Annotated in this window: 7 protein-coding genes; 3 read left to right on the forward strand and 4 right to left on the reverse strand. The window is 48.3% G+C overall.

Translation table 11 applies throughout. The features are described 5' to 3' along the window. The first annotated feature begins 172 nt into the window (after nucleotides 1-172). A complete protein-coding gene (locus LJF34_RS24970) occupies nucleotides 173-2,017 on the forward strand; it encodes a glycosyltransferase family 39 protein (protein WP_231188741.1) in 1,845 nt (614 codons plus the stop codon). A 932-nt stretch (nucleotides 2,018-2,949) separates the two neighbouring features. Here the strand turns inward: LJF34_RS24970 and LJF34_RS24975 are convergent. Next, entirely contained in the window at nucleotides 2,950-3,822 is an 873-nt protein-coding gene (locus tag LJF34_RS24975; RefSeq protein WP_231188743.1) for a hypothetical protein, read from the reverse strand. Nucleotides 3,823-4,565: 743 nt separating this feature from the next. On the opposite strand from LJF34_RS24975, the gene LJF34_RS24980 reads away from it, so the two are divergent. After that, nucleotides 4,566-5,042 carry a right-handed parallel beta-helix repeat-containing protein gene (locus LJF34_RS24980; protein ID WP_231188745.1) on the forward strand — a complete coding sequence of 159 codons (477 nt, stop codon included), beginning with the start codon at nucleotides 4,566-4,568 and terminating at the stop codon, nucleotides 5,040-5,042. A gap of 20 nt (nucleotides 5,043-5,062) precedes the next feature. On the opposite strand, the gene LJF34_RS24985 is transcribed toward LJF34_RS24980, so the two are convergent. Together LJF34_RS24985 and LJF34_RS24990 are read right to left on the reverse strand one after the other, a co-directional pair. After that, nucleotides 5,063-7,348, reverse strand: a complete 2,286-nt coding sequence (locus LJF34_RS24985) for an alkaline phosphatase D family protein (protein WP_231188747.1) — start codon at nucleotides 7,346-7,348, stop codon at nucleotides 5,063-5,065. 648 nt (nucleotides 7,349-7,996) lie between these two features. Next, a complete protein-coding gene (locus tag LJF34_RS24990; RefSeq protein WP_231188749.1) occupies nucleotides 7,997-9,496 on the reverse strand; it encodes a glycosyltransferase family 39 protein in 1,500 nt (499 codons plus the stop codon). A 474-nt stretch (nucleotides 9,497-9,970) separates the two neighbouring features. On the opposite strand from LJF34_RS24990, the gene LJF34_RS24995 reads away from it, so the two are divergent. Continuing rightward, nucleotides 9,971-10,336: a helix-turn-helix domain-containing protein gene (locus LJF34_RS24995; protein WP_231188751.1), complete on the forward strand. Its 366-nt coding sequence runs from the start codon at nucleotides 9,971-9,973 to the stop codon at nucleotides 10,334-10,336. A 1,604-nt stretch (nucleotides 10,337-11,940) separates the two neighbouring features. Here LJF34_RS24995 and LJF34_RS25000 read toward each other — a convergent pair. Beyond that, on the reverse strand, nucleotides 11,941-12,690 hold the full coding sequence (locus tag LJF34_RS25000; RefSeq protein WP_231188756.1) for a hypothetical protein: 750 nt from the start codon (nucleotides 12,688-12,690) through the stop codon (nucleotides 11,941-11,943). Between the last annotated feature and the right edge of the window lie 935 nt (nucleotides 12,691-13,625).

Genomic DNA, 13,625 nt, shown 5'->3' on the forward strand with positions numbered 1-13,625 from the left:
TTCCAACTAAGGCTTAATACGTGTGCGCTACGCATCGGAACCGCATGGAGCCGCTTACAATCCGCGAGATCCCAACCACGGTATCAGAACGGGAGTCCGGAGGGAGCAATAAGCCTAGGTTCAGCCGCGGATGCGTCGTCGTCGCGCCGGGAGGACGCCCTCGGAGGCGGTCGTGTTCCGACTGATTACGAGTCTGCCTCGTCGCGTCTACGCGCAGGTTCGGGACGACCTCCGCGCGGATCCATACCTCGTGTACGTCCTCTTGCTGGCGGTCGTGCTTGCTGGCTTTTGGTTTTGGCACCGTGTTCCGAACTTTGCGACCCGTGACGAACGGTGGCGGGTCGTCGACGCTATGGAGACAATCGGCTTTCTTCTCAAGGACCCGAGCTACGAGTCGCTGAGCGAGGGCATCCTGTACTGGCGAACCTACGGGGCGACGATGTACCTGTATGGACTGGTCTGTCTCCCCGTATTCGTCTACGTGTTTCTCACCGGGCAGGCCGAGGTGTTCACTGCGACGACGCGCGCCTGGAGCGACGGGCTGTGGGTACACTGGCAGAGCATCCCTGGCTGGGTGTGGGCAGGAACGTTGTTGCTCTCGCGGCTCACGTGCGTCGTCTTCACTGTCGGTTGCGTCTACGTTACCTATCGCATCGGCACAGTGATGCAAAACCGCGCGACCGGGCGGCTGGCGGCGCTACTGTTGAGCCTTACGTGGGCACTCCTTGTGTCGGCTCACGAAGTCGGAGAGGACGTTCCGGCACTGTTCTTCCTGCTCGTCGCGATCTACTGTGCGCTGCAATACGTCGAGACGACACGAGCGAGCTGGTTCTTCGCTGGCAGTCTCGCCGGTGGGCTCGCCATTGCGTTCAAGCTCTCGGCAGGCGTGGCCGTCCCAATCCTCGGCGTCGCGTACCTCGCCTGTGGACGGCAACCCGATGTCGAGTGGCGTGACGCGCTGTTCAGACCGCAGCTGCTCGTTGTCGGTGGGGTGCTGGGTCTGCTCGCCGTTGTGGTGGGCTTTCCGAGTGTCCTCGTCGGCGGCTTCGAGGTACTGGCCGAACGGATCAGTCGGGGAGCATCGGCGAAGGGAGAGCCCCATGGCTGGATCGTTGCACCCACTTGGTGGTGGCTGCTCCGGAGTTCGCTCAACGGCGCCGGCCTTCCGCTGTTCATCGCGCTCCTTGCGAGCGTACCGGCGGGGCTGTGGCGACTGCGAGAGCGCTCGCGGGCGGCCGACGGGATCGCGTTCGCGCTGATTGGCGTTGCTGTTTACTTGTACGTGTATTCGGGGTGGTCATACATACGGATGCACCACCTACTGCCCGTCTTCGCGCTGTTGATTCTCGTGTTAGCACCCGTCGCGATCCGGTTGATCGAGCGCCGCCCGTCGGTCGGTCGGCCGCTCATCACACTGCTGGTAGTGACGAGCGCGCTGTACGCAGGGATCGGCGTCGCCGGATACGCCAACGCACCGCGAGACGAGGCAACGGCCTGGCTGGCGGCGAACGCCAACGAAAACGCAACCATCGAATCGTATGTGTCGGATCCGCAGGAAGCGGCCGTCCCCCATGGTGCGACCGTTTTCCAGCCGACTGACCGACAGATGACCATCGACGGCGAGACAGTGAACCCGAATTACGTTAAGTGGACGCGGGCGATGCCGGAGCGCTGTCCGACCTACATCCAACTCGGCTATCATACCTCATTGCTCTACCTCGCTCCAGATAACCACAGCGCGCGCTCGGCGAGTCTCTCAAACGACGCGATGACAGAGTACTACGGTACGTTGCTCGCCGAGAATGAGTACCCCTACGAGGTGGCAAAGACGTTCGGACCGGAACCGCGGTTCCTCCGAACCGACCAGCCCCGCGACCCCACCTGGAAACTCCTCCGCGTCGGGATTTATCCCCGGACTATCCAATACGGTGACCCTCAGGACTTCGGCGTCAATCAGTACACAGTGATCCTTGAACGGACCGGGGCGTGTCAGCCGGAGGAAAACTCGCCGTTGTAGCAACGATCAGTGAGTCGGGGCGTGTTCGTCGCGTTTAGAGTGTCCGAGTGAACACCCCCCTAAGATACAGATGTACTTTTGTGCGGTTGCCATATCGTACCACCCTATTAGCGTCTGTAACGGTACCCTAGGGTGCCTTTGTATGCATAATGGCGAACGGCGGTCGCTCGTAAACAGTGTGGGTATATGCGACCTAGGAGAACGGGTCCACTGGCTGTAACCGGTACTCGTCTATTGATTGCCAATCATGAAGCAGTGGTTAATTTAGCAATTATTTCCCCGGCGAAAGCAACTATAGTGTTTATCGAGAAATCAACGTCGCTTTGGACCCGCTTTACTGATGCACGGAGTGCGCTTACGACGAACACAACGAGAAAGGCCATCGTAGCCCGCTTATTTCGGTCTAACGAACATTGGAAACCCGTGAAATAGTGAAGGGACCAATAAAACCCTCAAAGATGAACGTTACGACAATCAACCCGGGTCGGCCACGTAAGAAATCGAACCACCCGTGATGACTCTAATAAGTGCGTCAATGAATTGGCTAAGAGTCATAGACATTCACATGTATTGGCCGAGGATGACCACCAGAAGCGACCTAGAGATACCCGGGAGGAGCATCGCACTGACAGCGATCGCCCCAGATAAAGAACACAACGAAAAGGCCGCCACATTCAAGAAACTCTCCGATTCGGAGAGAAAAAAGATGAAACGAAGCAGACGATGGCGTCAGTCGCCTGAGGCACTGTGGTAATTTTTAGTTTTCGGAAGAAGATGATGGCTAAGGCAGCAATGAGACCGAAGAACTCAAAGAGTAGTGTCGGGTAGCTTTGGTTAAGGATGCGGACGATCCGTGTGGCGATAATCACGCGGTGACGAGGGTAGTTGCCAGCGAGAGGCCAAACCAGCCATGGTTTGAATCCATCCGAAGCTCACTCCATTGAGGCCGTAAAAAACTCCTGATAGCCGGTGGCGGCAAGCAGGGCGAGGAATGGAAGCGGATAGAGCCAGTACGCGCGATACGCACGCACGAACAGTGGCAGTGTCATCGAAACCGCGAGAAGTGCAGTAGTCATCACGGGCGCATTCGTCGAAAGTATGGGTCGCTCGGCGTCTCGTGTAGAAAACGCCAATTGAACGACAGTCACTGCGGGGACGATAATAACGAGGTGGTTGAGGGCTTCGTGGTATAGTGCGTTCATCCACTGACTCGTGTCGCCGATGAGCGACGGGACGACAGAGTTTGTCGTGTACTTCTTCGCGGCCCCGAACGACCAGTAAATCGCGCCGTTAAACGAAGCCTCTCCCCATACCACGTAGACGAATGCGAACGTGATGGCAACGACGCCGAGTCCGGCAAAGGCAAACGATGCCAACCATTTGATGCCCGACTCGCGGTCGAGTTCGCGAAGTCGGTCGTACACGAGCGCCGGAATGGCGAACACTGCGTACTGAGAAAACAGTCCCGCAACTGCGATACTCGCGCCGCGTGCCACCGGGTTGCTAACCGAAAGTGAGAGGATGATGCCCGCAATTGCGAACGAACGGACATTTATTACTGTTCCTCCAGCAACGGGTACGCTCATCAAGAACAGGAATCCCGCCATTAAGCCGACACGGGAGGCATCATGTTGTATGCAGATCCGCCAGAGGAGGATTGCGATGGCCGCATTCGCACATCCTACGAGAACAAAAAACACGAGTAGATAATGGCCGGTCGCGGCGACGGTGATGTTGAGCAGTTCGAATAACGGTGGCTTGTTGTCTATCGCTGGCCGAACATAAATGGGTTTTCCGGCAAGCACCGCCTCCGCAAGCGGACGCCAGCAACACTGCACGTCGACATGTGGGTCTCGTGCGCCCGACTGAATCCGCGCGTATCGATCCATCGTTTCGAAAACGGCAAGGTAAAGGAAGTATGGCGGAACGATGAATATGGAAGATTCGAGCGTCTCGCCTTTTGAGGAAAATTGGTACATTAGGGTGAAAACAGGGTATTTCTGTTAGAGATATTTGTACTGTACATATAAGTGACTACCCCTGCGTCAGTACTTCTGTATGATTGGATAAATACTTTTTTGCGTGTGCTTAACGATCGATTGTGTCGGATGCCGGAATACAGCTATCCCAATCAATTCGTGCTACAATGAGTCATGACAGCAGATGAAGCTCCGTTTCTAATGGATTCTGGAATCGTCCAAAAACTCATTCTAAAGATTAGAAAGGTAACCAGATAGAGCCCACGATCGACGATGAACATTCCGCCGTTGACGTAGTCGATTTTTCATTATCCAAAATATTTTGACTCTAATTCCAACTTAGCTTGAATGATATTAACAAGCTTGAGCAGGATGTAGTTGATTTATATTGGTTAGTACCACATTCACTCTTGATGGTCCCCTCGCGTTATCGATTAACGAGACGAAGAGTCGTTATTTTATTTCTACTTAGTATTGTGCTCAGCGTAGGAATTATCTTGGCTGTCCAGGACACTACTACCGGGAACGATTTGTCAATTAAACAGTCACAATCAGTAAAACATTGTCGTATGATCTCCAGCCCTGGAACATACCATATCACACAAGATATCCAAGGTGGGCAATTAGCAAAAAGTTGTATCACTATTAATGCAAGCCATGTCACTCTCAATGGAAGAGATCATATCATTATTGGAAGAGGTGTGACTGATTCAACAGCGATTCTTATTCAAAACCGGATGGGAATCACAGATGTCTCAGTTAACTCGGTACGAATCAGGCGTTGGAATCGAGGAGTGCATATAGTGAATGCGTCCCAGGTGACTGTTCAGAATGTTGATGCCTGGCTGAACGCAGAGGGAGTTACTGTTTGGAACTCGTCCGAAATTAAAATTGTTGGTGGCCGACTTACCCGTAATTTAATCGGATTGGTAGTAGATGATTCATCATCTCAGATAGCTGTATCGAAAGCCCACATAGAACAAAACCAAATCAATGTGGACTGGGCTTACAATAGATCAGAAACTAAAACTACTTCAAATAGCTGAAGAGATTGCAGGGAGACAGGTTAGTTCCCATTTGTTTCGTCAAACGCAAGGCGATACGGCCACCCCGGATATTGTGTGGCATCGTCTGCTGTTGGATTTTCGAACCAGGGCCAGCATTCAATAACGAACTTCTCAACGTCGTGATCAGCTCTGACAATTCCATAGCCCTCGGGTCTCATCTCCCGATCATACAAATCCCCGCTGTTGTATTGGTCGAATTGCGCCTTCGAAATGTCCGGATTCTTGACTGCCAACATCCGGAACTTGTTTCCGAACGGATCGGTGAACTCGCCGGTATACGCCTGCTCAAGAACGGCAGCGGTTGCCTTGTTTGGCTCAAACCACCGGGGATAGACCGCGGCACCTGCCGGCCCGGTGAACTGAACAGGTCCATCGGTGAAGGTGGTGATCCCGTGGCGCACGAGTGAGGGGAGATGTTGATCACCGGCTACAATGAGCGCGCCCGCGTCGCGAAGCAGTTTGATCGCTCGATCTCGCCCTTGCTTCGGCCAGCCATTCGTATCGTAGAATCCCTTCAATTCACCGTCTGGTGTCGTGCGAGCACTCGCGAAGATCGTTTGAGTCACGCAAATCCGAGGTAACCCATCGTCGCGGGTGGCCCATTGCGCTAAGAATTTTGCTTGTCGATCACCGATAAGTTGCTTATCCTCCCAAAACCATCTGCTTTCACTCGGACCATCCTTGAATTTGCGGCCGGTAAGCAGCGCGAAATTTACCCCACCATACGTGAATGAGCCATAATAGACGTTAATCCGGTTATTGATCGGGGTCAGATCATACGGATCGGGATTGTGACCACACTGGATGCGTTGAGCGAGGGTGACGAACTCGGGTGAATGTGTGTACCCTCCGTCGTGGCGATCCTCGTTCTTTGACACGGTGTCACCACCCGATCCCCAGAGATTTGGCTGATAGACGTCGTGATCGTCGGACAAGATGATCGTCGGTGTATCACGCGTAAGGGTACGGAATGACCATACCCAGAGTAACCATCGGTAAAGAAAGTCGAGCTTGGGATTGTCGTCTTTCGGCTTTCTCGTTGGACTTTGTTCATAGAACTGATCGCCAACAAACAACAACAGATCAGGGTCATGAGAGCTGGCATGCTTCGTGAGTTCCGGATAGGGGAAGTATATGTTCGCCGGCGTGTACCTGCCTAGTACTGCCGTACCTGCAGCATTCATTGTAGGAGCGGACTCGTCGAGACGCCGCCCTGTCGCACTCGTGCAACTGAAGAGTGCAATCGTCGTTTCCTCACTCGCTTTGGGATCGGCAGGAATCGTCCCCTCATACTGCCATTCTGTTTCGGTCTCATCCGTGTAGTTCACACGATACTCCCAGGATTGAGTCGTATCCCAATCCTCAACACGGAAGCACGACGTGTACCCTTCTGTGACCTTAGCATGCTCCGTGTGCCATGACTCGGAAATAGTGGAGTTATTTGTCGAACGATACTGAAGGCGAATCGTGTTGGGGGCTGATTTGCCAACCGGGAGGAGTTGGGTCGTGAGTTTCAGCAGGGACTTGCGCGTATCGATAGAAAAGAGCGTTCCCGCGATTGGACCGAATGTACGTTTGGGAAACGTAGCTATCTTGGCGCCGCTCGTCGTGAACTCCTTGAACCACCATCGAGGCCCATCTTGTTTTGGGAGTGGGGAAGATACGAGCGAGATGCCCCCAGTCAGTACGTCTTCAGAAATGTCATCACATCGTGCGGCTGCACGAAGGGTTCCGCTTTCTTTATCGATGGCTTTGAGAACGATGGTGAATGTCGCATCGCTTTGCGGTAAGATGTCAAGTAGAAGCCGGATTTCGTCATTGGATGTCGGGTCGGGAGCGGGACCCTCCTGCTTGGTTATCGGGAGCGTTTCGTATGCTATCGGCGTTCGTTCATTCGTGTGGTCTCTGAACCGGACGTGCCCGTCGGTCTCGTACGTACAGAGCAAGCCACCTCCGACACCCGAGCTACGTTGAGTGAGAGCTGCGGCACGGTAATCAAGATCGGAGGTACCGGTACCGAGAAGGAAACCTGATAATCCGTCGCCGTCATCGCTTCCGGAGATACCGGTCGTTACCCGGAGGTGGCCTGGTTTATTGCCGGGACTGATTTCGCGGGTAAGCGCAGCGACGGTTCGAAGTTCGTATCCCGCTTCACCACGGAGACACTCGATCCTGCCGTGGTTGTACCGCCAGTCCTGTAGGCGATTGCCCCAGAATTCAGGGCCGAGCCAATGGCGACGGGTGTCTGGAGAGGTGGTAGTCCCGACCTCGGATGGGTCCTGCAAATGTGGGTCAAGTGAGACGTCTCCATTTCCAGAGAGGAAGCTACACCCTGGTAGGGAGACAGATGCACCGAGCGAGGTGGCGCCGACCATAAACAAGCGACGATCGATCCGAGAGGAATCCGAATCGCCCGCTACTGTAGGCTCCTTATCCATCTTGAATTGCTCAATAGGAAACCTCTATACAAAAATAAAAAAGTTCTTCGGTGAGTAACCAAACGAGACTGATTAACTCTACTCAGTAGATGAGTCTTGCCCGACCAAGTGTCAGTTTGATCATGAACCTATCATCAATTTACCACCTTGATTTAGATCCACTCATCGTGATACGTTGCATCCCCCAGTCCGCTTTAAAATCACGATATATTGATCAACTCCAAAGTCTTGCGGATCACCATACTGAATTGTTCGAGGGTAATGGCCAACTCTGAGAAGTTCCCACCATTGTGATCGCGGGATTTGTGTTTTGAGGAACCGAGGCTGTGGACCAAATGTGCGGGTAATGTTATAGGGATATTTATTTTCAGCTAGCAAATTTCGGTAATATCTTGCCAATCTGGGGTCTGAGAGCCGTCTTGCGTGCTCACTATGGTTATCTGAAGCGAGGTACAGTACTCCGGTGTTGTAGCTTAGTTCGATATACGTAGGACATCATTTTGGCATCAATAATATCCATCTAGTATAAGGTGGTGTCCGGTTTTTTCCGTTAATTTTCATTTCCCTATCATACGGCCAATTTACTGACATTCCATGTGGAATCGCCGCTTCTTGAGGGTCGCTCACATATATCTCAACAGTACTACTCTCGGAAGCATGTGATGCAAGCCAATTTGTAGCATGATCTCGTGGCTGGCTAGCATATCCAAGATCACCTACGCCAGCATACAACCCACTTGTTACAATCAAAAAAAGCAAGAGCGGTCGTGCAATCGACGGATTACTATCATATAGCCGCATCAACATCACTGCGAGTATCAGAATGAGTAACGGGAAGGTTGGCAACAAATGGTGGGTACGAAGATATGCCCATCGAGAAAGCACGACGAGAACAGTTGTGATGCCTACTAACGATAAAATAATACCATCTGTTGCAAGAGATCGTTCTCGAAGTTGAGAAAGACTGGCAAGTGCAGCAGCTATCACCCCTATAAATAAGGGCAAGCCAAATCCATTCAAATATCCACGAAGTATCCACCACCAACTTGGTTTAGCTCGCCAGCCAAATGTTGATCCTTTATTCTTCGATTTTAACAGTACCCAATTTGTAAGCGTTTCGATTCCACCGACTAATACACTAGGATAGCCAACGTAGATCGTTACGAAGCCGAGGAACGCACTAATGAGCAAGAGTTGAGGTCGCAGAAGTTCCGATCGAAGTGATGTTTCTGGCCTTCGTGCCCGAAGGAGATATGCGGCTCCGAGTAGCAGAATGCTAATACTTGCCGTGAGCTTGAAGGCGATAGCAATCCCCCCACAGACACATCCCAAATAAAATAGTTTCTGCTTTCCTATTTTAATGTATTGTAGAAAAAAGTAAAATACGAGCAAAAGAAAGAACAGTGCTGGAACGTCTTCTCCTGCTTCATGCGCGAGGACGATGAAACCCCAGGGAATAGTGAGTAAAATTGACGCTAACCGACCAGTTGCACGATCACGCATAGTTGTTCCGATCCGATACATGATATAAACGCAACCGACTGCAAGTAGAGCATTAACGAGGCGTGCAAGGAGTATACTTGATGTCCAAACCCAGCGTGGTGTTTGGTTCCAGAGAATCAGCAGGTTATCCGACCTGAGATTTGGAATAGCTGAAAACACGTTCAGCTGTCCGGTAATGAACGCATATATGAAGACAGGAAGAAGAGCGAATCCAAATAAATAAAAAGTTGCACCAAATGATTTCCCATAGAGAATACCCTCTTGGAGAGATTTTATACTGGGATCAGCAGCGACAAAGCCAACTGCTTCCATTGAGTCGATGATACGCCAACGTTCATCGCGAGTCGCAAAATTTGGAACACGATGCCATATCCAGAATCCAGCGAGTATGAATGAGAAGATAAGAATGTAGGAAAGAAATGGATCAGCCTTGAGATCGACTTTGACTTGTCGTTTTACCGGAGATACAGAATCAGAAATTACTCGTCGCATATCTCCTGTCGGGGGTCCTCTGACAAAAAATAGCGAATTTTCATCCAGAATTGGTTAGAAAAATGAAAAAATTTTATAATAGTCAAACTACTGTAAGTAGACGACAAGATTGCAGAGATTCATTCAGATATGAATTGCAAGCGCGCTATTATCCACCTCCTATTCTCGATATTAACTGTTTGATTGGTAGTAAATATAGATAAAGTACACATATCTGATAAATTTGTGAGTGTCAGTGCCTGATTACAAGTGTTACGTATTATGACCTGCAATAGTAACAATATTCATCCGTCAGATATATTTTTCTTATTATTAATAGTAGACATAATGAGATAAGTGAAAGATCTTTCGGTTAGTACGGTTTTCATTGTACCTGCAATAATGCTATGCATGAACTAAACAAAACACACTATTCCACTTCTGGAATGTTTCCGAATCGCTGTCTATTTATATTCTCGAATAATGGGCCCATCTGTGAGTAAGGATTGGGAGGCAGACAATATCTTCGAAGTCTTGGGCAATGCCCAAGCAAGGCAGATACTTGTGCTCGCCGATTTAAAGCCAATGTCGGCACAAGAGCTCGCAGATCGGTGTGAAACATCACTTCCCACAATCTATAGACGCATTAATGAACTAGTGGATTATGATTTGCTACGTAAACAACCGCAAAACAAGGATGGAACACAGTATCAAGTCTTTAAAACCGATCTTAAGAAAGTGTGCTTTGAGATTGAAAATGGAGGATTCGTTGTGGATGTCCAGATACGACAACAAATGGTTGATCAATTCGAGGATTTCTGGCAAGATTTACAGGAATCCAATAAAAAGGAAGAGAGGTAAATAATGTTGGAAATGTTCCTTTATTTTATGACACAACCAGAATCAGGAATCGAGATCTTCGGCTTCATCTTAATTAATATAATAACTCTTATTTTTGGTAGTATCTTATCGATTCTTAGCTACCGTGTATATCGTCAACGTGGGAACCAATCATTCAAAGTCGCTACTGTAGGATTTGTAACAGTTACCGTCGGGACAATTGTCGAAGCAATGTATGAATTAGGTATCCGAAGAAGCTTCGAGCTCACTGGTCGAGAGTTAATCACCCTCCATACCATCGAAAGTCTATTGTTAGCAATTGGACTTGGGCTCCTTTTTTATTCAATTATCCAAAGATAGAACAATATTATATCTTTTTATTAAACTAAGAATAGAACAAATCTTGGATCAAGATAGGACAGTACAATGTAAAACCCGGCAATAATTGATGCCAATATGATAACAATGGATAAAAATACCCGAGTGATCTCCTTGTCTCGTTTCATTATTTCCCATAGCATTCTTGGCGTTCTGTCCACATGAGACTTTTGTATTTTTCTGGTTTTCACCATTCGAACGCGAGCTTCGAACCATACTTTTGTACTTTGTCTATCTCGAATGGCACTCTGGTTTCAGAAGTTGAAAACGCCGTCCATTACACAGCTAATACTGTAAAGGGAATAGAATTCTCCTTTATGTAATTGTAGGTTATTCTTCTACAGTCGCCAGCTTTAGTACCTCAAATAAACCCTGCATTTCAGTAATTGAAAATGGACCCTAACGTCCGCTGGGATCGAGGATGAAGAGCGAACGAAAAATGAATTACTGAAATCGAAATTAATGTCGTTTGTAAATTCAGTGGTCAATTAGAGGATGGACCGCTATAATCGAGATTGTCAATATCGCTACAAATTAGTTTACCGCCACAATCTGGACAGACAATATGTGGAGTTATCGCTGGTTGGGTTTTACCACATGTTGTACATTCATACAGCTCATACTCTTCGTTTGCATCCCGTAACCGATCAAGTATCAACTGGAAAATGGACATAGTTAACTCCCATCTAAGTCTATTACTTTTAGATTAATAAGATTTCACCTCCAAAATGGTAGCCAAGCGAATGAAATCTCAGTCCGCCTTAGCTACTTTATTTGTTTTGCTTTAGAAACACTACAGAGATCAGTATAGTTAACCCCACAATCATCACAAGAATTGCAAGGCAAATGGTCATACCATAAAAAAGGTAACCAAAAGATCCCTTGATTATAAATAAATTTATGGATGCGATAGCAAGTAAAATTAATTCCAAGCCAATAAATCGTGCGGCCAATGGATTTCTATACAGCTGTTTCTTGCTCCGAACTGACGTACCACTCATTTGCCGTAGGTACGAATTAGCCTATTCCCCCTTTGTCTTTGGGATTCAGTTGAGAAGTCGAAGATTGATTCTCATACTCAAAATTTTGTATTTGAATAGCAAGACACCCTTCAGATCCTCTTTAGTACATATATGGTGAGGTAGCCGAGAAATCTATATGATATCAGTAACTGCCCTATTAGAGGAAGTAGTCGTAACTCCTACGAGAATTCGCCTCTCAGCAAGGAAGAGTTCTTCACATTCAGATTAGAACAGACTAGTGAAAAACGACACCAATGACTCCAAGGCCGAAACAAAACCGTTCCAAATCTGGTCAAAGATCGATTGGTCCTTATTTATCTTTTGATTGGTAGACGGTTTCGATGATGTCGTGTGTTTGCCCCTATCTTTTTCTTTTGTGTTTCTTGCCGTCTGCTGTGGTGTAGTCTCTTGTTGGCATGGCTTGGATGAGATCGTGACTGGTTTAGTCATATCAAGTTTTGTTCGGGAGGGGTCGTTCATGTTTCCGGACAGAAACTCCCACTGCTTTAATTTCCCGTTATTTTCATCTGAGAGAATGGCGTTCTCGTTAAATTGAGGATAGATAGTAAATTCAAACTGGTTTCCTAATCCACGATAAACGAATCCATCCGAGCTCCCGCTGTCCCATGCCCAACTAATATTAGCACTCGCAGATTCCTTTCCCTTCCAATTTCTGTTCTTTGAGTAGTCCCAGGTATCGAGGTTCGTCGACGAATTGTATGAGTCGTCTTTAACAACGAGCTTCCCCTTTGCCGGGAGATTCGTGACTCGGAACGTAACTGCACCGCCGTCTCCAGCATCGATCTTATCGTGAACAGCGACCAGACTCAGCCCATTGGGTCCTTCGTACAGGAAGAGAATACTTGTGTTCTTCCGTTGGAGTTCCTCCGAGCCGAACGAGGCGTACTTGTGAGAGGACGGATTTGTCTTCGGAGTACGATAGTCGTAGAACTGTTTGACTGGGAGCCCAGACATTGACAGCGGTGCAATTGGAATACACTTGCCGTTTTGTTCTAGTGTGTATTGCGGGGAACGACTAGACTGGCGAGCACTTGCCGCTGAGATACCACCAACCAAGGCTGTCGAGGCAATCGTCCCCTGGACAAACTGACGACGATTGATGTGACTTGAGCTTACGGGCATGCTATCACGACGAATAAGTACATCTATTGTCTTTGTTCCGTTCCACCTAATTCGAATTAGACAGTGGCAAACAACTTGAGAATGAGGTATCCATCAAAGAAGAAAGTTACTTTATAGTAGTACGATAACCATTGTGAATAATAATTATAAAATATAAGTTTATATATATTAAAATTACTAATTGGGTAGAGAAAACAGAGGAGATCTGTTTAAGAAAGTTGGACTGGATAGAACACTTCTTGGAGCTCGCCAAAAAGAGTCTTTAAATGAGTGGTCAATGAGTCTTGGCGAAGAAAGTCTTTCACAAAACCTCTACGCGTGAGTTGAAACCACACTTAATGGCCTCCCAGCAATAGATTTAGATTCAAACAGATTTCCTCCTTCTCAGCATAACGAAGCAATTGATCTTCTTCGAAAAGCTGGTGCAATGATTCTTTCAGGTGATAGCCACCTTGCTACCTTTGTTCGCCATGAGTCACAACGCACACCAATGATCATCTGTATGTTTTGACTTTATTGTTTAATAGAACCAATATCCAATTAGGCTTCTGGCAGACAAGATTATAAAATATTGTTTGTAGATTGCTACATTAGGGGAAGAATGATACCGCGAGAGTGATGAAGAATGCCGCAATAGTCAATATATGTCGCCTCAACCAACTAGTCTCCACTTTATAAGAACCTTAACGATTTCAGGATTTGAAATCTGGACCCTCGAGAGGACTCCAAATTCTCCATGTAATACCGTATCGCTAGCTACCCGGTCG

The organism is Haladaptatus sp. DYF46, from assembly GCF_021083305.1.
Classification (GTDB): Archaea; Halobacteriota; Halobacteria; order Halobacteriales; family Haladaptataceae; genus Haladaptatus.